The sequence below is a fragment of the Candidatus Nitrospira allomarina genome (assembly GCF_032050975.1).
GTDB classification, from domain to species: domain Bacteria; phylum Nitrospirota; class Nitrospiria; order Nitrospirales; family UBA8639; genus Nitrospira_E; species Nitrospira_E allomarina.
Genome location: NZ_CP116967.1, coordinates 1,702,041 through 1,722,345 on the forward strand (window position 1 = coordinate 1,702,041; position 20,305 = coordinate 1,722,345).

Sequence of the window (20,305 nt, forward strand, 5' to 3'; positions counted from 1 at the left end):
GTCCTTCTTGGATATCAAAAGTTTTTACGAACACCCGTTGGTGGATCCGCAGTTATCACACTTCAGGCAGGTTCCGTTCCTTACCATCTTAAATTGCTTGCATTCCGGACAGGGGTCGCCTTCATAGCCTTTTTGCCGGGCTTCCTGTACTTCCGTGATGGTGAGGGTCTCGCGTTTCATTTCCACTTTTCTGGCGACTTTCCCATGCTCTCCGTTCTTTCCTACCCCGTTTCCTACGGGCTTCCGGGAGGGAAATACCTCGGGACTGATTGAGGTTGAGCTGAGCGAGCGTGGGTCCACTAAGCCTTCTTCGCCATCATCCGGCATATCCGTTTCCTTCTTGAGGGCATCCACGCGAAGATCTTCAGGGGCGACTTGTTCCAAATCGTGCCGGTCCAGGTAGGTGATCGCCAGTTCGCGGAAAATGTAGTCGATGATCGATGTGGACATTTTGATATGGTCGTTAAGCTTGACCGGTCCGTTTGGCTCAAATCGAGTGAACACAAATGCGTCCACATATTCCTCAAGCGGTACGCCATGTTGGAATCCCAGGGAAATCGCAATGGCGAAACAGTTCATCAGACTTCGAAATGCCGCCCCCTCTTTATGCATATCCAGGAAAATTTCGCCCAGAGTTCCATCTTCATATTCGCCGGTTCGGAGATAGATTTTGTGACCGCCGACAATCGCCTTTTGGGTATACCCGCCTCGACGGGTCGGTAGGGGACGGCGTTTCGCCAGGTAACGGACCAGCACACGGGAAGCCGCTTGTTTTGCCACGGAGGCGATGTGCTCATTTTGGGCGGATAAATCGCCCCATTCACTCACTGTATTGAGCGGTTGGCTCAGTTTTGATCCATCCCGGTACAGGGCTACGGCTTTGACCATGGACGTCCAAGACAACATATAGGCCTCCTTCACGGAGTCCACGGACGCCTCTGCCGGCATATTGATGGTTTTGCTAATGGCTCCGCTGATAAAAGGCTGGGCGGCTGCCATCATCCGGATGTGAGCCGGAGGAGAAATAAATCGTTGTCCTATGCGTCCGCACCGGTTGGCACAATCAAACACTGACAAATGTTCAGGTTTGAGATGGGGTGCGCCTTCGACGGTCATGGTGCCACAGCAAAAGTCCGTTGCCGCAAGAATTTCTTCCTGAGTAAAACCGAGGAGTTTGAGAATATTTAATTGAGGACTCTGAAGTTGGGATTCGGTCAGACCTAATTTTTCGCGACAAAATTCCTCGGTGAGGGTCCATTTGTTAAACGCAAAATGAATATCAAAGGCTCCGTCCAGCGTGGCCTCCATGCGTTCCAGCACCTCGCGGTCGAATCCCTTGGCCAGCAACGTGTCATGGTTGATAAAGGGGGCCTGTTTGAGCGTTCGGGTTCCCGTCGCATAGGTGATGATATCCTGAATCTGGCTGGAGTTGTATCCAAGATGCCGTAACGCGGGTGGAAGACTTTGATTGATGATTTTAAAGTAGCCGCCGCCGGCCAGTTTTTTGAATTTGACCAGGGCGAAATCCGGCTCGATCCCCGTCGTATCGCAATCCATGACTAAGCCGATCGTACCGGTCGGAGCGATGACTGTGGCTTGTGCGTTCCGGTACCCGTACTGTTCTCCCAGCGCCAATGCCCGGTCCCAGGATGTTTGTGCGGCTTGTAAGAGGGTTTGGGGACATTGGTCCGATTGAATGCCCATGGGAGGAATTGTGAGCTCTTCATATTCATCCGCCGAAGCATTGTAGGCCGCTCGGCGATGGTTTCGCATGACTCGAAGCATGGCTTCGGCATTTCGTGGATAGGCATTAAAGTGACCCAATTCCTTGGCCATTTCTGCGGAGGTGGCATAGGCCTCCCCGGTCATCAGGGATGTAATGGCGCCACTCCAGGCTAAGGCCTGTGGCGAATCATAAGGAATCCCCAGTTTCATCAGAATGGAGCCCAAGTTGGCATAGCCAAGGCCGAGGGTTCTATAGGCAAAGCTTTTTTCAGCAATCGCGCGACCTGGGAATCCAGCCATCAGCACGCTGATTTCCAGGACAATCGTCCACAACCGGACGGCATGTCGAAAGCCGTCAATATCAAACTGTCCTTCCGATGTGAGAAATCGTCCTAAATTGAGAGAAGCCAGGTTGCATGCGGTATCATCTAAAAACATGTATTCGCTGCAAGGATTCGAGGCTTTAATCCGACCATCCTGGGGACAGGTGTGCCATTCATTAATGGTTGTGTCATATTGCACGCCGGGATCTGCGCAGATCCAGGCCGCCCAGGCGATTCGATCCCATAATTCTTTTGCCGGCATGGTTTTGCAGACCGCACCGTCGGTGCGTCTGGTCAACTTCCAATCCCCGCCTGCCTGAAGGGTCTCAAAAAATTCATTGGGAATTCGGATGCTATTATTCGAGTTTTGCCCGGAGACCGTCTGATAGGCTTTGCTATCCCAATTGGTGTCATATTCATGGAACACAAAATGGGTAAATCCTTCCTGAGCGTAGCTGAACATCCGGTGAATATAGGGTTCAGGCACAGCGGCTTCCCGTGCGGCCTGGATCGCCTCACGTAAGGCATGGTTATCTCGGGGATTGGTATCGACCTGAGTCGTCCCGTCCTGACGTGGGACGTGACAGGCCCTTAAAATGGCATTCAGATGACGTGCGCAGACTTTCGATCCGGTGACCATGGCCGCCACTTTTTGTTCTTCTATGACTTTCCAATCAATAAATTCTTCAATGTCGGGATGATCTAAATCCAGGCACACCATTTTCGCGGCACGGCGGGTTGTGCCTCCCGATTTAATGGCACCAGCAGCCCGATCGCCGATTTTGAGAAAGGACATGAGTCCGGACGAGCGACCGCCTCCCGATAACGATTCTCCATCGGCCCGTAACTTGGAGAAATTAGTGCCGGTTCCCGACCCATATTTGAAAAGGCGGGCTTCACGAACCCAGAGATCCATAATCCCGCCTTCATTCACCAAATCATCAGAGATCGATTGGATAAAGCAGGCATGGACTTGAGGGCGTTCATACGCATTGCGGGCTAGTTTGACCCGATGGGAATTCGGGTCTACGTAGAAATGTCCTTGTGAGGGTCCAGACAGGCCATAGGCAAAGTGCAGACCGGTATTGAACCATTGGGGAGAGTTTGGAGCGGCCATTTGCCAGGCCAACATATAACTAAGTTCGTCTTTAAAGGTTTCCGCATCTTCAGGGGTATCAAAGTAGTGATGGGTCTTGCCCCATTCCGTCCAACAACCGGCTAGTCGATGGAACACCTGCCGGGCATCCCGTTCCCCTCCAAGAATGGGGCCGCCTTTGTCATTGAGGAGTGGTTGTCCTTGATCGTCAAATTGGGGAACTCCGGCTTTGCGAAAATATTTTTGGGCTAAAATATCGACCGCTAATTGAGACCAATGTTCCGGGGCCAGAATGTTGGCTTGATGAAACACGGCCGAGCCATCCGGATTCCGGATTTCGGATGATCGGTGTGAAAAGGGAATGGTTTGATACGGGCTTTCACCGGTTTTTGTAAATCGACGGTCAATTTTCATGTAGGACTCCTTTGGAAGAGACTGCAAACCTGAGGGGTAATTCTTCGGTCATTTTTTCCGCCTCATCTGGCATCCCTGCCTTCCAGGAGAGCACATTAAGATTTGTGCCTCTCTACTGCCTGGTATTCTCTCAGGGATCCTGGAGTTCATACAACAAGCAGTGCAACCAGAAGCCATCAATGCAGCGTATCGACGAATGACTGGCCTCTAGCAGGAAAGAATGGGCGAATGCCAAATGCCTGCACACATCAGAAAAATAGGAAAAAATAAAACCGGAAGAAATAATTGGTATAAACCAATGCCCCACAATCTATAGCGGATCGAAAAAAATGTCAATACTAAATGTTGTGATTAATGCCTCTCAAGTGGGGATTTCTGTGCAGAACATGTGAGTTCAAAAAACCTAATATTTCGTGCGGAGTTCTGAATAAATTTTCCTGGTTATCAACAGGCTGAAATTTTCACCCAACAAGTTATGCACACGTTTACGACCCAAGAAGAAAAAAATGTTCGAAAAATGTCAGGGTGCCTTTTGAAATTTTCAGGACAATTCCTCACACAATTAAAGATCTGAAAATTTTAAGAGAAAAAATGGATTGAATGTGTCAGGGTGAAAGACGTCAGGAGGGAATCGATAGGCCGTCTCTTGAAGCATTTTTTGATTTGCGACGGTACCTTATGCCACGTTAGGACATGTCGCAGGTGGACCGGATAGGGTCCAAGGAGACCAGGAAAACTATTTTTTGAAGAAGGAGCCAAATCATGTATGTGTGGAGTAAACCCTTGGTTCTTGGATTAGTGCTGGCGTTGGCCTTGTTGGAGGTTATGTTTTTCCTCCTGATCGGTGAGGAGGGGGAAAGCCAGTTACATGTCCGAACGACTCAATGGATTATAGCCAATTATGTGTTGTTAATGGTTTGGATCTTCGTTTGGATGTATGATCAAGCCAGGGTGAGAGGAAAAAATGTGTGGTTGTGGGCCTTGCCCTATGTCTTATTCCCGCTTCCGACGCTGGCATTTTTTATTTTCAGGCTTCAGCGACGGATTGTCTGAGTCGATTTACCCGATAATCACGCGGGCCTTGGCATAGCGATAGGGTTTGCTTACTGCCGTTTTCACGGCAAATAACCCGATCATTAAGGGCCCGAACCGGCCCAATAGCATGGAAAGCATAATCATCACTTTTCCAAAGTCGGTAAAGAGAGCCGATAAGCTCAGTGTTTCGCCGTTTCCTAATGACATACCCACAATGCCCATGGCTGAGGTGATTTCGAACATCAGAAATAAAAACGGTTGTGATTCGGTAGAATCCAAGAGTAGGGTCATGCCGGTAATCATGACAATGGCCAGGACGGTGAAGCAAAGGGCTCGGGTAATGAGGTCCTGGGGTATTCGCCGGTTAAAGACCTCTACGTCTCTATCTCGACGAAGCATGTTTAAGATGGTTAGAAATACGATAGCAGCGGTGGTCGTTTTGAGACCTCCTGCCATACTTCCGGGCGATCCTCCGATGGCCATCAATAATAACAGGAAATAGAGGGTGGCATCGCGCATGTCGACGATATCGATGGATGTAAACCCTGCGGTACGGGAAACGGAGTGAAAATAGGAAATGGTCAGCTTTTTCCCGATGGAGGCGGATTGGAATGTGGAGGGATTGTTCCACTCCAATATGGTAATGCCTATTGTTCCCCCCACGATAAGCAGGGCGGTGGTGACCAGCACCAATTTAGTATGGGTCTGTAGACGAAAGCGTTGCCCACGAAGATTGCCTAGAAGATCTTCAAAGACAAAAAACCCGATGCTTCCGAAGATCACCAAAATGGTGATGATTCCATTGATGGACCAATCTGTTTGAAAGGACTTAAAGCTATCAGAAAAAAGGGCAAACCCGGCATTATTAAATGCCGAAATGGAATGGAATATCCCGTAATAGGCGGCGGTTCCCCAAGGCATATCGACGGCAAAGCGAAGCGTGAGCAACACCGCGCCAAGGCCCTCTAACCCAAAAGTAATTGTGGCGACCAGCTTCACGAATCGGACTAATCCCTGTAAATCCATCGTATTCATGGATTCGCTGAGCATCATGCGGTCTCGCAACCCAAGGCGACGCCCTAAAATGAGTAAGATCATCGTGGCCATCAAGGCATATCCTAATCCTCCAATCTGGATCAATCCGAGAACCACGCCTTGCCCAAACAAGGTAAAATCCTGAGGAGTATCCACGACGATGAGACCTGTCACACAAACTGCAGAGGTTGCCGTAAAAAGCGCGTCAAGGAATGAAATGTTCACTCCGGGATGAGTGGCGATTGGCAGCATGAGCAGGCAGGCACCGAAGAAAATGAGTCCAAGGGCGGCTAATGCCACAATCTGGCCCGGTAATAACCGAAAGCCGACAAAACGAGCTATCAGGAGTCTTCCGAAACCGTCAGTCATTGTTTGAGAGGAGAGGGTTCGATTGAGCGGGAGACAAGATTGAAAGACGATAGATAACCGTAGGGCAATCCCCGAATGTGCCCGGCTGCATCTAGGATAAAAAAATATTAGCATGTTCGGTCGGCAATGGAAACCTGGTTTCCCCTGCCTTGTTGTGTGAAAGGGCCTTCTTTATAATGATTTGCCTATGAATTCTGAGGATTTTCAAGAACCCCAACCACGTGTCACGTTATATACGTTAGGGTGCCGACTCAACCAGGCTGAAACGGCTCTGCTTAAAGACGGGTTTCAGCAAAGCGGATTTATCCCGGTCGAGTTTGGTCAGGAGACGGATCTTTTTGTGATCAATACCTGCACCGTCACGGAAGGGGCTGAGGTGGAATGTCGACGAATCGTTCGTCAGGTCCTCCGTCATTCCCCCCATGCCTTTGTCGCCGTCACCGGGTGTTATGCTCAGACCGGCTTGGAAGTGCTTCGTCGCATGGCCGATATTGACCTCATTGTCGGGAATCAATTCAAAATGAAGCTGCCTGAGATTATTCCGCCTTTTCCCCGACTTAAAAAACAACCTGTGCCACTGGTGCATCATGGACGGATTGATCCTAGGAATTTTTCGATAGAAGGCGTTGGAGCCTATACGACGACTCGCGCAAATTTAAAAATTCAGGATGGGTGCCAGTTTATGTGTTCGTTTTGTCTGATTCCCTTTGCCAGAGGACGGGAGCGGAGTCGGTTTCTGGAGGATGCGGTTTGTGAGGCCGAGCTGTTGGTGGAAAGGGGGCATCGGGAGTTAGTGCTGACGGGGGTGAACATCGGGCAATATCGTGATGGAGCTGCCGATCTCCTGGCGCTCATTCAACGATTTGAAGCTATAGAAGGCCTTGAGCGGATCCGTATTTCCTCTATTGAACCCACTACGGTACCTGAGAGTCTTCTGGACTATATGAGTAGTTCCACCAAGCTTTGCCGGCATTTACATGTTCCCTTACAGAGTGGTGACGATCGTATATTGCAGGCCATGAATCGCCGGTATTCCGTACGAGAGTACCAGGAGTCCATGGACTCAGCGCTGAAACGCATTCCAGACCTGTGTTTCGGCACGGATGTGCTGGTGGGTTTTCCTGGTGAGGGCCCAAAAGAATTTGCGAATACGGAAGCAGTGGTCAGAAATCTTCCTTTTGCGTATTTGCATGTGTTTAGTTACTCGCCTCGGCCCGGTACGGCTTCCACCAAATTACCGCATCCCGTGTCTCCCGTTACGACAAAAGAGCGGAGTCGATCTTTGCGAGAAATGTCCGATCACAAGCGAATGGCTTTCCAACAGCGGTTTGTAGGGCGACGGGTCTCGGTGTTATTTGAAGCAGCGGAAGCCGACGGGTATTGGCCAGGGCTCACGGATAATTTTCTTCGTGTCACCGTTCGTTCTCCGCATCCGTTACGGAATACTATTCAACCGGTTGTCGTGACCGGCATGATGTCGGACACCACGTTGGGATTGCTGGAGCCGTTCTCTGAAAGTCCTCCCCCGGCACAGGATCTTTTTTCAGCGTCTTCATTTGTGTGCGTTTCATAGGAAGGTGATGTTTGTGAGCGGATCCCCTTTACTCCTCCCTACCAGCCTGAAGGCCCGGACCCGTTCCACTGGTCAAAGTGGCTATCAGGTGTATATGGAGACCTTCGGGTGTCAGATGAATGAATATGATTCCGAAATCGTTCGGTCGCTGTTAAAAACCCGAGGATTTCAATTTACGCCGCATGATGATGAAGCCGATGTAATCCTGTTTAACACCTGTGCCATTCGTGAGAATGCACATAATCGCGTGTATGGCCATTTAGCCCGCTATACCAATAGAAAAAAAGATCGAGGATTGGTCATCGGGGTATTAGGCTGTATGGCGCAGAATCTGAAACAAGAGCTGATGGATACCCGATCGTTCATTGATGTGCTGGTCGGGCCGGATGGGTACCGGCGACTGCCCGATCTTCTTATCGATGCGCTGGAGCACCGAAAACGAGGGTTGGCCGTTGATCTGTCCGAATATGAAACGTATGCCCATATCGTCCCGGACCGGCCGGATGGAATTAATGGATGGATCGCCGTCATGCGGGGCTGTGATAATTTTTGTTCCTTTTGCGTGGTGCCCTATACGCGAGGACGAGAACGCTCTCGAGACCCTGAAGGAATAATTCAGGAAGCCCATCAATTGGTCAGTCAGGGGGTTCGGCAAATCACATTATTGGGACAAAATGTCAATTCCTACCGGTCCGGAGAATGGGATTTTGCCCGATTGTTAATCGCCGTTGGGGATGTCCCGGGAATTCAACGTGTGCGGTTTATGTCTCCCCACCCTAAAGATTTTCCTCCTGCCCTGCTTGAAGCCGTAGCGGAGCATCCCGCCATCTGTAAGACGATTCATTTGCCGCTGCAATCGGCTAATGATCGAATTCTGGAACGTATGGGTCGGGGCTACACTCAACGAGAGTATCGAAACCTTGTCGAGGCCATTCGAAAGAAGGGCCCTCTTGTTTTGACCACCGATATCATTTGTGGATTTTGTGGAGAAACCGATGAGGAGTTCCAGGAGACTTATCGTCTTATGCAAGAGGTGGAATATCAGGCGGCGTTCGTATTCAAATATTCTGAACGAAAACACACAATTGCGGCCAGAAAATTTGCGGACGATGTGCCTGAGCAGATAAAGGGGTACAGGACAAACCAGCTCGTGGAATTGCAAAAAGAAATTTCCCTTTCAAAAAACAAAGAACTCATCGGCACCACAGTGGAGGTTATGTTGGAAGGGCATTCCAAAAAATCCGACCTTCAATGGATGGGACATAGCGACCACAATGTGACGGTTGTCTGGCCCAAGGATGACGAAGTCCGTCAACCAGGAGACCTTGTGCCCGTTCTTATCATGGATGCCTCGCCTTCGACCCTCTATGGGCAGGTCCTATCCTGATGGATTTCCTGTGTTACCGAAGGCAAAAACATTCTTACCCCACCCTCCGTTCATAAATCTTCGATTTTCCTGCCATTCCCTGTGCTCGCCTTCTCCTAAATAGTCTCTTTTTCCGGGTTGAGGCTGGGTTTGGGTTGGAGAAATCCGTCAAACCGGAAGCTGGTTTCTACCTCAAGTCAGGTACTCATTGTCCGATAAAATCTTTGAATACTTGTGGATTTCCGATCGTATGCCGGAACGGATTGTCCTTCAACTTCCTGGTACTTATTCGGAAAAGAATTCCCTATCCCATCGATCTATGAAGACAAGCCTATACGTGGAAAAATCTGGATGATTGGTTTTCGAAGAAATGCTGTTGTGGGAAATGGTGATACAAGGTATGAGGTTTGACAAATAATGGATCCCCAGATTCTGCAGCGTATAAAAAATTGCAAGACCCTTCCGGCGATCCCCGCGTTGCCTCTGCAGGTCCTCCAACTGTGTCGGGATGAGAGAACGACAGCCCAACGCATTGGTGACGTTATTAGCAAAGACCCGTCCTTTGTCGCCAAGCTGTTGAATGTGGCGAATTCCAGTTTTTACGGGGGCAGTCGACATAAAGTGACGACGGTCACCCATGCGGTGACGTTATTGGGCATGAATTCTATCGCCACGTTAGCGTTTTGCTTTTCGTTATATCGGGACTTGCGAAAAAAAGGTGGTGGAGCGTTTGATCATACCCACTTTTGGCATCGATGTATTTTGGCGAGTTTGGCCGCGAAGATTTTGGCCAAGCGCGTCCGGGTGGCGAACGAAGAAGAGGTGTTCCTTGCCGGATTATTGCAGGACCTGGGCGTATTGGTGATGAGCGAGGCGTTAGGCATGGAATATGGGTTGCTTTATAAAAAAGCTGCGCAGGATCATCAGACACTTCAGGCGTTGGAGCAAGATCGGTGGAAAACGGATCATTGCGAGATCGGGGCATGGTTGGCCGAGACGTGGGAATTGCCTGAATTATTGCGAGAATCCGTCAAGGGGAGCCATAACCCCTCCTTGGCGTCAGGGAGCGATGACGTTTCCCGGTTAACTATTCAATGCGTGGCCTTGTCGGGGCGGTTAGCCGATATGTGGTGCCACCAACAACCCGAGGTGGCTATTCAATCGGCCATTCAATTATCAAAGGAGCTTTTGGAAATCGAACCTGATGGGCTTGTGGAAGTGGCCAAACAAATTGCTGACGGAATCCCCGATATGTCCAGTTTTTTTCAGATCAGCTTGGGTAAATCCGAAGACATCCAAAAAGTGTTGGATCATCTTATACAAATCGTAACGGGCATCTCTCAACCAGAAATTTCAGAACCCATCCCTGCCATTTAAATCAGTGGTTCCTCCCAGGTTTTTCCTAAATGTCTCCCAGTATTAAACCGATTTCGCTTCAGTTAACCGAATGGATTTGCATGTGGCGGCTTATGTTAGGGGGGATGGGGGGACAAGCCCGTCGATTTACCAGGAAATGCGGAGGACCTGACTTAGGAGCCTGTCGGACTGCGGATGAATCGGCAGCAAAAGTGACTAAGCGGTCCATATTTTGCCGCGTCCTGGGCCCATACTCTCACTATGGCCCGGCAAAATCGTCAAAATCTGTCCTCGCTCAGCCCCATTTTCTCTATTGATTCCCAAAGTCCGACAGACTCCTAGGAGTTCTTAAGGCACAAGGCGACATTCATTCGCGAATGGGTATAAATGTGTAAAGTGGAAAAGAATTTATCCACTCAAAGGGACTGACAGGATTGAGGCCCAGTCCATGGGATGTTCGCTCTTGGAATGGATAAGATGGATCGTGTCGACTGTGAAGTTGAGGGGCAATACTTGAGATAAGTTTGACGTGATTTTGTGTTTCAGCTTAAGAGAATAATGACCATACAAAAGACTGAGATGGGGCATAAAGGGGTTGGGTGCCTTGCCGAACAGGTTTTTTGCTAGTTCATGCGCATTCATGAGTGCCGGTGTTTCCTGAGTCTTGAAGAACACGCATTGAAAGTACTGATCACCATAGGCAGGTTCGGCCAGAAAAATATTAAAAGGTGCAAGCAGTCCTCCGAGTTTTACGCATTGCAGGGATATAGCTTCCTCTGTTCCTGGAAGAGAACCCAGGAGCGTCACATGCGGGTCGAAGACTGGAGCGTGATGCGCATTGCTCAAGTCGGTAATGGTTTTCATGAGAATGTCGTAAGTCTGACCAGTAGGTGTCAGCCAGAGGTGATAGGTGCTTGCCATGCGCACCTTTCAGATTTGTCGAGAAGTGCCTGAATGACGCATGCTTATGGCCCAAAAGAGTATTTTAGGTAGAGGTCTTTTCTTTGGTTTTTGAGGGTTTAATTCCAGTCCAGATGAGCAGGCCTCCAATACTGATCAATGCCAATGGCACGAGCATCAATACAAAGAGGTTTCCCTTGGCTTGCCAGGCTGCGGTGCCCATTGTGCCGCCCACAAAAGCCAACGCGGTGCCAAGTGTGATCAGGATAATCCTTAAAATGAAGAATGCGACATACTTGACCTTGCTTCGATGCGCTTTTGGACGTTCCGCTTCTCTACCGAACAAGAATGTTGGTTTCGTGGCCTGGGTGTGCCTTCGTTCCCCCTTGATGCCTGGTCCGCCAGGTGGTTGCTCGTCACCGTTTTTTTTCCTGATGGGCCCAAGGATTTGAAACCGGATGACAACGAACCCTTGATTTGCGACAGAGATGGAATCCAGCCTGAGTTGCAAAAATGGCCAGAGCCCGCCAGTCACAATCTGTTTGGCTACATCACCTGGAACATAGCCCAGCATATCCCGTTTCGTAGAAAAGATTTGCTCCGATACCCCAAATATCTTGATGGCATGAGGGTCATGGGGGTTGCTCGGTTCTTGTTCCCAGTCCAATAGGTGTTTGGAGCCTTGGATAAATTGCCAGACAATGGCCTGCCGATCTTGAATTCCCTGAATCTCAAGGTTTTCATAGTAGATTTCATACCCGACTTGAATTGGGGGCAAGAAAGAAATGCCTTCAGGCATGACAATATTCTGGTGGTCTTTTCGTTCCGACATATTTCAGCTGTGCCTATTTCGTGTATTTAAGGGGCAGAAATGGGGCCTTCTCCCTCGAAAAAATGTCCTTTGTTGAATTTCTTTCACCAGCGTCCTCTCTTTGGGCGTGGCGCATAAGTCTGGACTTAACTCCAATCAAACAAGGTTTCTTACACCATACAAAAATTGGAGGGTAAAGGAAATGTGTAAAAAGATTTGTAGCTCATTGACATATTGTCTTGGTGCCGTGTTTTTGCTTGGCCCACCCGAAGAGTGGCGAATCCCTCAAAAAAAGGTTGCTAGGGGACGTGATTAAACGGAGGTCTCATTTCTACCCTGGTTCATAAGGGCAGGGGAAGAGTGCCATGTTGAATCTGAAAGGAGAGCTATGAGACAGGGGGACTCATGAGTCAGAGAGAAAAGAATTCGTTGGGAAAGTCCGATTTTTTACTTTCCTCCTTGGAAATGGGAAAGAGTTGCCTATAAGAATGAGAATTATCACGTGAAGAGGGAGGTAGGATTATTTCAAAATCCACAAAAGAATCGCGGCAAAGAGAATGAGCCACCACCGTCCACTCAACGAGAGTTTTTCTCCCTCGCTTTGGTAATAAAAACGTTTGTCCATCTCATATCTCCTCAGTTGATGATTTTCAAAATACAGGGGTATGTTCATGCTGACCATTACACTTAGGACCTACATTCCAGGCAGGAGCTATTGTGGGATGGGCCTTTCCACAATGAACAATTTGGTTAGAAAAAGAGCCTGCCCCTAATGTGGGTCAGGCTCTTGGGGGGCCAACGAAAGTAAGCTTGGTTTTTTTCTGTTAGAGCCTTGTTCTCCTTCTCCCTGTGATTCCGAGTGCATTGTTATTACTCTAGGGTTGAATGTCCCAGGAGGGGGAAACTGTATCCGGAGAGCCGATTCCAATCAGGGCTACTCCATTCATCAGCCAGACTTTCACCTCCCCGGTAATCGTATTTTTCAAGACCACGTCCGCTTTCCCCATCTCCATTTATATCCCCCACCTGCTCAATCTTCCATGCCGAGGCGATGCCGCCCAACACTTTAGACGACGCAATAGAGGTCCCATTCATCAGCCAGATGGCCAAGATGTCGCTTGTGTCATTCTTCCAGATAAAGTCGGCCTTCCCATCGCCATTGAAATCCCCAACACCCTCAATTTTCCAATTCGTGGAGGTGCTGCCGGGAAAGCCCGTGCCGGTCACAGTGATCCCATTCATCACCCACACGGCCACGGCCCCATTGCTGCCGTTACGCCAGATGACATCGGCCTTGCCATCCCCCGTCACATCGCCGGTCCCCGCAATCTGCCAGTTGAGCGGTACTCCGCCCGGGAAGGCAACCGAGGCCATGGCGGTCCCATTCATCAACCAGATGGCTGTGTTGCCGTTACTGCTGTTGCGCCATATTAGATCGGCTTTCCCATCGCCGTTGACATCCCCGACGGCCTGAATAACCCAGGCAGTCGGCGCACTGCCGGGAAAACCTGTGGACGTCACGGTCGTGCCGTTCATCACCCAGATCGCCACCGAGCCGTTGGTACTATTGCGCCAGATGACATCGGCCTTGCCATCCCCTGTCACATCGCCGATCCCTGCGATCTGCCAGTTGAGCGGCACCCCGCCTGGGAACCCGATCGAGGCCCGGACTATCCCGTTCATCAACCAGATGGCCGTGCTCCCGGTGTTTGTGTTGCGCCAGATTAGGTCGCCCTTCCCATCTCCATTGAGGTCATAAGGCGTATGTATGGGTAAAACAACAGGAGGAGGGACAGTCCCACTCCTGGTATCTGTTCCCGTCTGAATCCATTGACAGGTATCTCCCACGAGATCCTGACCGGCAAGCGTGTAGGTCAAGGTATTTCCTACAAGGGAAGCCGTTAAAGTGGCTGTGCCGCTATACCAAAACCCGCCGTTGAGGGTAACCACGTAAGGACATGACGCATTCACTGTCCCATTCGCTGATACGGTTCCTGAACAGGTCACTGTTTGTACAACGGTAATTCCGTTATCAACCACGGTATCCACCTGTGTTACGTTCCAGTTGGAACCAGTTTGGTTGGTAATACCATAGGTATCTCCCCCAGGATCACTGAAAGGTCCATTATCATCCGGATCCTGACATCCCGTTACTGAACCACTACTCGGGCCATCTTTCCAGGTGCCTCTAATATCGGGCACTGTCCCCGCATGCAGGCTCTCCATGGTCAAAGGCAAAAAAAGTAACCCATTCGCTAAACCCACAATCACTAATAAACATGTCCAATTTTTTTTCTTCATGTGAAATGCCTCCTGTTGAATACCTAACAGTCGCTTTCCACCATTGAATCTGAAATAAGCAAAAAATAAACCTTTTGAAGAACACTATTCTTATGGGCATTAATTTCTTGTAGTAATGCACCCTTGTGGAAGGGGAAGCATGAAAAGACGACCTGTCGCACAAGGAGTCTTTTGTAGAAAAAATGTCCAAACCATGAGATTACTTTGTCCCACTACTGCCCCTCTATCTCCTACGACAGTTAGCGTTCACATCTTCCTGGTTGGATCCCGTCCATTAGTTTCTTGCTATCCCCCATTAAAAGGGTAGTGCTAGATTTTTCTATCACGATCATTAAGGGAAACAACAAAATCATTCCAACCTGGGTTTAATCCATTATGAAAGGGTGGAAGGAGAGGGCCAGACATTGCATTACTTTCGAAAATCTGATGGCAAGATTGTTTGAAGGATTGCAGAAAAGGGCGTCTTACCTTAAGAAGCTGCCGAAGGGCTGCGAGGTCTAACCCACCGGGCATTGCCAGCCCCAGGATTTGATATCCTAACCATTGTAATTCATCGGGCATTCGCCCGTTCATCAAGGGCATTGGCATATCTAGCAAAATTCCGGCGACTGTATGATTCATGCTCACATCCCGGCCTTCCCGTCCATTTTTCGCACCACAGACGTGATATCCCCAATCTTCAAGGACAGTTTTGAATTACCCTGCCAATGAAGGTTTATCTTCAACCACCCAAACACCCGGCCGGTGTTCCCGGCATGCAAGGAATCATTCACGGAATTATGTGTTGAATTTATGGTGTTCATTCCTGGATTTTCCATTGCACTTGTCCTATGGGGAGAAAGAGACCACCGGTGCTTGAGAAAAAGTCATTCTTTCGGCTTGTTCCTATGCATCTGGTAGCGGGTGTTCGGGACTGCGGGTTCTTCAGCATTTTTCTTGGAGCATGGGGAACAAATTTTGGGAATTAATTGTCTGGAAAATTACTGGAAGCAATGTGGAAATGTATTGCTCACCTCTACGGAGTTTTTAGGCTGTAGCCGGGTTTCTTGCTCAGCAAATCAAGAGTTGCGGGCATAGGTATTCCAAGAAATTGGTGAGGGTAACTTCAGTGGAGATCTTCCGCCCTTTCTAAGGCTGGAAATGGGGATTGTTCACACATAAGGAGTCTGGGGTTGAGCCTCCACAGCTTCTTTTTCAGATTGATAGATAGGAACAATTTCGGAGAGGTGGGTCGACTCTAAAAGATCTTTAACCGTCGGTTGCGGGCTGACGATACTGAGGTGCACATGATTGGGTCTCATCTTGTGATACCAAAGGAATAATTGTCCTAATCCCATTGAATCAATCCAGGTAATCTCAGAAAAATTTAAGATAATATGTTGACAGCCCATTTCCTTTGCTCCGAGGATGGCGACTTCAAGTCCCACCTTGGAACTGGCGTCAAAACTTCCCGAGAGGTCCAGTATTTTTGTGTTGTGCTGACAATGCTCTCTAACCGCAAGCATGGGTACTTCCTCCCCTCTTTCTTTTAATTCCCTTATGACTGAAATTAATTGTCTGATACTGTCTGGGCCCATCATGAATAAATCTTGGTGATATTTTCTTGATAGTTGACGCTCCCAGGAGATGGGCATCAATTCCCCAGACAGGTTAATTGAGAATACGTATCCTCCATCGCGAACTCCGACAATGAAAAAAGGGGAATTCGTCTAATTGCAATAGAATTGGCATTCCTTCCGCTTGCCGAACTGCATGGACTTTCTTCCGTCTACATAGTCTGGTTCAAGGCCAAGATGCCTGGCCCATATGCCAAATTTATGGGTATTCTCCGTGTGTCGGGTAGGAGCATCGGCGTTCTGATTGAAATGATCAGTCACAATGGAGAATCTCCTGTTGAACGAAGCATATGAAAATCTGGTATTTCGTAAAGGGTCCGGTTTCGGCGGTCGTCTTAACCGGGGAATGAGCGAGAAATAATCTCAGGCGGGAAATGAACCTTGGGCAATCACAAGAAAAATCTCCAGAAAAAATGACCGGACATTTCTCCTTGATTGAATTGTGGCCCCTCACACCAGAATTGGCCTATCCGGAGTTTCTCACTATCCACGACCATCTAAATACCAACCAGGTGCTTTAACCATCAAAAGTTCCAAGGATGGGTGGGCCTGTTCCTGCCCAACGAATTGACGCGTTCAGGAAAGAAAGGGTATAAGGCTGGTTGTTCCAGGATAAAGAGAGGTTGACCACTTACCAGTTTTTAAAATTTCACCCCATAAAATTAAGACATGAAAAGTTAATAAATGGTAGAGTAGACTTCCACCAAGACTAAGAGGGGGGACGGTTGTTCCGGGTTAGCATTAATTTCAGGCTAGTCAATTGACCCTGCTTGACGAGCTCTCCTAACTTAATGAAAATGCAAAATAAGCGCCCGTAGCTCAATGGATAGAGCACTTGACTACGGATCAAGAGGTTGCCGGTTCGACTCCTGCCGGGCGCACCATCTTCGGTTTTTCATTTTTAGAATCCCACCCGTGTTTTTTCCAAAATCTTGACGTGTTGATTTGCTGCGACCAAGCTTGAAGTGCCTCCAGGCATTTTTCACCTGAGCCATTTGCTTGCTCTTGTTCGTATTGGCTGTCGAAGAGTCTTTCTTAATCCCGATCCTTCACTAGCCTACCGAGGAAGTTTGGTAAATTTGGCGTAATAAAGGAATCCAAATTCAGATCTGCCTTATCCATAAAATTTTCTAACCTCTGAAAGGCGATAAGGTGCTTGAATCCCTTGGCGTTTTGCTGCTGGGGGAGTCTGGGAAATTTGTTGCACAGGTCGGTCAATTTGGCGCTGACTTTTTTCAGATGCGGTGTGGAGTAGAGGTAGAAAAAAAACGACTTCCAGAATTTTTTTGATTCATGTTTAAAAAATCAGAAGAGTCTCAGGTAAAATTATCAGACATGGTTTCTACCACGCTGAAATATCCACATGTGATTCATTCTGCGGTGTGAGCGCTTGGACTCAGTTGCCAGAGGCTCCAGCTCAGCATTTTACGGAGAGCCATCATGTCAGGACTGGTGGAAGGATTTGTCCAGCTTTTCAGGTTAAGTTTTTCCAAAGGTTGAATCGCCCGTCGGTCCGCAAGGTTTCCAAGGCCTTTGACGGCTTCCGTTTGTATCTTGGGCTCTTCTGTATCCAAAGCTTTCATGAACTGAGTGAATAAGGCGGGAGCATTGCTCTGCGTGGCAATGACGCCCAAGGCTTGAATAGCGGCCAATCTATGGTCTGGGTTAGTGGAGGATTCCAGAAATGAAGCCAAGGCAGGGATAGCCTTTTCTCCTTGTTGCCCAAGGGCCAATAGTGCCGTCGGCGTCAGGGCAGGGTCGGTGAGGGCCTGCTTCAGAGTTTCGAAGGCTTGATCGGAAGGCAAAGTTCCCAAAAGTTTGAGGATTGTCGTTTGTCGGTCAATATTGTCGGAGGATTTCTGAAAGAGCATCAGCAATCTGTCGACTTGTTCCCATTCAGCCACTAGATACAATGGAAAATCATCCTGTTGAAGCCGGGTGTTTAGAGCAGTCATTGCGAAGGTTCCCGTATTCGAGGCTCCTGCGATTTCCGCAGCCTCACTTGTATCTTCAAATGGAGTGTGAACATCCCAGCTCCAAGGAGGAAATTGTTCTCCATAACGGTAAGAAATATGACAGGCAGGGCCTTTCCATAACCGCGAAGTAAGGGCCGGACCAGTATTCCGATGTTGACTTGGGCCGGTGAATGTCTGTCGTTCTTCGCATTTCACCCGTATGACCGCATCGTGAGGTTCTTCTGGAGTAGAGACGATGGTAAATCCTGTCTCGGCCAATCGGTCGGTGACGGTCTTTGTGATAGCCGTGGAATCCTGGAGTCCTCGCTCCGTGAGTGCGATGGTTTCGACCACTAAAACTTGGGCTGTTATAAGGGGATGAACCGGATGAGCCTCCAGTGGTGTTTGTTGAGCCCAAGACGGTGAGGAAAGACCCAGCAGACAGGAAATTCCGCCGACTATTTGCCAAAAGACGAACAGGGGTGTGAAGAGGGTGCTCATATTGGACGGACCTTAATGTTCGGGTGAATGAAAAAAATGAATTGTGTCGTACACCAATCTACTCTGTCCTTGAAACCGTCGGTAAGAAGGAAAAAAGGGGGGGGTCTTTTAGGGAGAATCTGCGGTCTGAGTAGAGACTCAAACGGAGAAACCTGGAACTAGCCACCCATTACTACATATCTTATCAGGCATTCAAGTCTGAAAAAAACTCTGAGAGGCAAAAAGGTGCAGGTCATGGAGGGAAATATCGTTATGCTTTCAAAAATCAAATTGTGCCTACATGCTATTCAGCGATGGGGTTTTTCTTTCCTCATGGGCATAGGGTCGATGGGTATTTGCCCTGTTTCGGCCGAGGTCCTCTTGGCCACGGATTTTGAATCTGGAACCCTTTCTGACTGGACGGTGTTTTCTACCTCCAATGGAACCTTAGGGGGCAAGGGATTTCCTGTCGTTGCTCTGTGTGATTATGGTAACCCAGTTTCTCCCTCTTATTGCCTTCAGGTCCAAGTCGGCCAGCTTCATTTCGCTCCTACCCATGACGTGCAACAAGGTGGAGGGATTGGTCTCACTACAATGACCAATGCCGGCCTCATTCAGCTCTCAGCCCGTGTGGGGGTCACCTACCATTCCCCCGATTATAAAAGGAATCTGAACGGGGGATTGTTTGAATGGGTTGTTGATGATCAAGTCATAGCCGATCTCGATGTCGGTCCGATGGAGGATGGTGGCACGGTTCAGCACCATTTCATTGGAAAAGTCCCTGTGACAGCAGGTCGTCATACCATCCAGCTTCGGGTGACCCGTCCCTTTCAGAGCGGTGCCGGCAAGCCGTCACCGGTTCAGTTTATAGATGATGTCATGGTGGAACTCCTTTCCCAACCCTGAAAGGCCCCTTCAAGCTTATTGAAGATAACGCATGTTCTTTGCCGGTAGGCCGGGTTAAGACTGGAGCGAGGAAAACCGATACAGGAAGACACCACCCAATATCACCCCGAAAGAATCTTCTATGGTTATTTCAGAACGGAGTCTCAGCCACGATACCCTGGTGGAGACTTTTATGGGTCGATTTGATCAACATGCCAGACAGGATTTTAAATGGCGGATTGATCATGCCATTCTGCAAGGGTATCGATTTGTGATGTTAAATATGGTGGCCGTATCATTTATTGACAGCGCTGCCCTCGGATGGTTGGTTCTCGCCCAGCGGCGCTTTCAGCGAATTGGTGGCAAGCTGGCCATTATTTCTCCGATAGGGTTTGTTCGGGATGTCCTGGAAATCACGGAAATTGGGGAATGGATCCCCATCTTTTCCAGCGAAGATGAAGCCTTGAAGATCTTTGAATCTAGCAAAGCACATCCAGCGGAGTCGTGACGATGGGCACATCGACCGCTCCGAGACAAGATCTCCGGCAACCGATACCGATTCCTCAAGGAGATCGACGGTCGTTTCGCCGGATGTCCGTCAAACCCTATCAAGTGCTTCCGGTTGCCATTCGTTATGGGCAAGACACAGTGTGTCGGGGCCGTGTACTCAATCTCAGTCCTCAGGGCATGCTCGTTGAATTCCCCGACAATCAAATTCCTCCTGTGCTACGGGGTACCCAAGTGTCTGTCAAACTAAAATACCTCGGCGACAGCATTTGGTTGCCTGGACTTGTCCGGCACTGCAAGGGCCAAAAAATGGGATTTTTGTTCCCGGCCCTGACCAACCATCCCACGAGAGCGGCCAAGCATCCCTTGACCATCGTTCTCCATTCTCTCTCGCGCGCAGTCACCTCTCTCTAATTTCTTCTTCTTTTCCATGATTAAATCCATGTTCCCTATCGTGAGCAGATGCTCATCTGACTACTGAACAGAACGGCATCATAATGAAGCGTCCTTGTCCAAGGCGCCACCCATGACGGGTTCCGTCTTCAGCTAATTAGAAAA

The 20,305-nt window shown here is 49.0% G+C and carries 16 protein-coding genes and 1 tRNA gene; 8 read left to right on the forward strand and 9 right to left on the reverse strand.

Features of this window, described 5'->3' with window-relative positions:
• Positions 1–24 precede the first annotated feature (24 nt).
• Positions 25–3,558 (reverse strand): vitamin B12-dependent ribonucleotide reductase, encoded by a 3,534-nt coding sequence (locus PP769_RS07575; RefSeq protein WP_312646381.1) that lies wholly within the window; start codon positions 3,556–3,558, stop codon positions 25–27.
• Between the two features lie 762 nt (positions 3,559–4,320).
• On the opposite strand from PP769_RS07575, the gene PP769_RS07580 reads away from it, so the two are divergent.
• Positions 4,321–4,611, forward strand: coding sequence for a hypothetical protein (locus PP769_RS07580; RefSeq protein WP_312646382.1), 291 nt, complete (start codon positions 4,321–4,323; stop codon positions 4,609–4,611).
• Between the two features lie 6 nt (positions 4,612–4,617).
• On the opposite strand, the gene PP769_RS07585 is transcribed toward PP769_RS07580, so the two are convergent.
• Positions 4,618–5,997 carry a TrkH family potassium uptake protein gene (locus PP769_RS07585; protein ID WP_312646383.1) on the reverse strand — a complete coding sequence of 460 codons (1,380 nt, stop codon included), beginning with the start codon at positions 5,995–5,997 and terminating at the stop codon, positions 4,618–4,620.
• 187 nt (positions 5,998–6,184) lie between these two features.
• Here PP769_RS07585 and mtaB point away from each other — a divergent pair, with 187 nt between their 5' ends.
• The 3 genes from mtaB (at position 6,185) to PP769_RS07600 (ending at position 10,313) form a co-directional block, all read left to right on the forward strand.
• Entirely contained in the window at positions 6,185–7,570 is a 1,386-nt protein-coding gene (gene mtaB, locus PP769_RS07590) for a tRNA (N(6)-L-threonylcarbamoyladenosine(37)-C(2))-methylthiotransferase MtaB (RefSeq protein WP_312646384.1), read from the forward strand.
• 13 nt (positions 7,571–7,583) lie between these two features.
• The gene (miaB, locus tag PP769_RS07595; protein WP_312646385.1) at positions 7,584–8,957 is read left to right on the forward strand and encodes a tRNA (N6-isopentenyl adenosine(37)-C2)-methylthiotransferase MiaB; all 1,374 of its coding nucleotides are present in this window, start codon (positions 7,584–7,586) and stop codon (positions 8,955–8,957) included.
• 396 nt (positions 8,958–9,353) lie between these two features.
• Positions 9,354–10,313, forward strand: a complete 960-nt coding sequence (locus PP769_RS07600; protein WP_312646386.1) for an HDOD domain-containing protein — start codon at positions 9,354–9,356, stop codon at positions 10,311–10,313.
• A 387-nt stretch (positions 10,314–10,700) separates the two neighbouring features.
• Here PP769_RS07600 and PP769_RS07605 read toward each other — a convergent pair whose 3' ends face one another.
• From PP769_RS07605 to PP769_RS07630, 6 genes are all read right to left on the reverse strand, one after another.
• Positions 10,701–11,213, reverse strand: coding sequence for a 2'-5' RNA ligase family protein (locus tag PP769_RS07605; protein ID WP_312646388.1), 513 nt, complete (start codon positions 11,211–11,213; stop codon positions 10,701–10,703).
• A gap of 64 nt (positions 11,214–11,277) precedes the next feature.
• Positions 11,278–11,991, reverse strand: coding sequence for a hypothetical protein (locus PP769_RS07610; protein ID WP_312646389.1), 714 nt, complete (start codon positions 11,989–11,991; stop codon positions 11,278–11,280).
• A gap of 882 nt (positions 11,992–12,873) precedes the next feature.
• Positions 12,874–14,304, reverse strand: coding sequence for an FG-GAP repeat domain-containing protein (locus PP769_RS07615; protein WP_312646390.1), 1,431 nt, complete (start codon positions 14,302–14,304; stop codon positions 12,874–12,876).
• A gap of 623 nt (positions 14,305–14,927) precedes the next feature.
• On the reverse strand, positions 14,928–15,107 hold the full coding sequence (locus PP769_RS07620) for a hypothetical protein (RefSeq protein WP_312646391.1): 180 nt from the start codon (positions 15,105–15,107) through the stop codon (positions 14,928–14,930).
• 348 nt (positions 15,108–15,455) lie between these two features.
• On the reverse strand, positions 15,456–15,809 hold the full coding sequence (locus PP769_RS07625; protein WP_312646393.1) for an STAS domain-containing protein: 354 nt from the start codon (positions 15,807–15,809) through the stop codon (positions 15,456–15,458).
• Positions 15,810–16,013: 204 nt separating this feature from the next.
• A complete protein-coding gene (locus PP769_RS07630) occupies positions 16,014–16,181 on the reverse strand; it encodes a hypothetical protein (protein ID WP_312646394.1) in 168 nt (55 codons plus the stop codon).
• Positions 16,182–16,728: 547 nt separating this feature from the next.
• Here PP769_RS07630 and PP769_RS07635 point away from each other — a divergent pair.
• Positions 16,729–16,804: transfer RNA gene (locus PP769_RS07635), tRNA-Arg, on the forward strand.
• A gap of 486 nt (positions 16,805–17,290) precedes the next feature.
• On the opposite strand, the gene PP769_RS07640 is transcribed toward PP769_RS07635, so the two are convergent.
• Entirely contained in the window at positions 17,291–18,376 is a 1,086-nt protein-coding gene (locus PP769_RS07640; protein WP_312646395.1) for a HEAT repeat domain-containing protein, read from the reverse strand.
• Positions 18,377–18,628: 252 nt separating this feature from the next.
• On the opposite strand from PP769_RS07640, the gene PP769_RS07645 reads away from it, so the two are divergent.
• From PP769_RS07645 to PP769_RS07655, 3 genes are all read left to right on the forward strand, one after another.
• Entirely contained in the window at positions 18,629–19,261 is a 633-nt protein-coding gene (locus PP769_RS07645; RefSeq protein ID WP_312646396.1) for a hypothetical protein, read from the forward strand.
• Positions 19,262–19,382: 121 nt separating this feature from the next.
• The gene (locus tag PP769_RS07650; protein ID WP_312646397.1) at positions 19,383–19,748 is read left to right on the forward strand and encodes an STAS domain-containing protein; all 366 of its coding nucleotides are present in this window, start codon (positions 19,383–19,385) and stop codon (positions 19,746–19,748) included.
• Positions 19,749–19,750: 2 nt separating this feature from the next.
• Complete coding sequence (locus PP769_RS07655) at positions 19,751–20,161, forward strand: PilZ domain-containing protein (protein WP_312646398.1); 411 nt, start codon at positions 19,751–19,753, stop codon at positions 20,159–20,161.
• Positions 20,162–20,305: the final 144 nt, after the last annotated feature.

Coding starts and splice junctions, on each gene's coding strand:
- PP769_RS07575 (WP_312646381.1), bottom strand. CDS start 3,558: ATGAAAATTGACCGTCGATTTACAAAAACCGGTGAAAGCCCGTATCAA.
- PP769_RS07580 (WP_312646382.1), top strand. CDS start 4,321: ATGTATGTGTGGAGTAAACCCTTGGTTCTTGGATTAGTGCTGGCGTTG.
- PP769_RS07585 (WP_312646383.1), bottom strand. CDS start 5,997: ATGACTGACGGTTTCGGAAGACTCCTGATAGCTCGTTTTGTCGGCTTT.
- mtaB (WP_312646384.1), top strand. CDS start 6,185: ATGAATTCTGAGGATTTTCAAGAACCCCAACCACGTGTCACGTTATAT.
- PP769_RS07600 (WP_312646386.1), top strand. CDS start 9,354: ATGGATCCCCAGATTCTGCAGCGTATAAAAAATTGCAAGACCCTTCCG.
- PP769_RS07605 (WP_312646388.1), bottom strand. CDS start 11,213: ATGGCAAGCACCTATCACCTCTGGCTGACACCTACTGGTCAGACTTAC.
- PP769_RS07610 (WP_312646389.1), bottom strand. CDS start 11,991: ATGCCTGAAGGCATTTCTTTCTTGCCCCCAATTCAAGTCGGGTATGAA.
- PP769_RS07615 (WP_312646390.1), bottom strand. CDS start 14,304: ATGAAGAAAAAAAATTGGACATGTTTATTAGTGATTGTGGGTTTAGCG.
- PP769_RS07620 (WP_312646391.1), bottom strand. CDS start 15,107: ATGAACACCATAAATTCAACACATAATTCCGTGAATGATTCCTTGCAT.
- PP769_RS07625 (WP_312646393.1), bottom strand. CDS start 15,809: ATGCTTGCGGTTAGAGAGCATTGTCAGCACAACACAAAAATACTGGAC.
- PP769_RS07640 (WP_312646395.1), bottom strand. CDS start 18,376: ATGAGCACCCTCTTCACACCCCTGTTCGTCTTTTGGCAAATAGTCGGC.
- PP769_RS07645 (WP_312646396.1), top strand. CDS start 18,629: ATGCTTTCAAAAATCAAATTGTGCCTACATGCTATTCAGCGATGGGGT.
- PP769_RS07650 (WP_312646397.1), top strand. CDS start 19,383: ATGGTTATTTCAGAACGGAGTCTCAGCCACGATACCCTGGTGGAGACT.
- PP769_RS07655 (WP_312646398.1), top strand. CDS start 19,751: ATGGGCACATCGACCGCTCCGAGACAAGATCTCCGGCAACCGATACCG.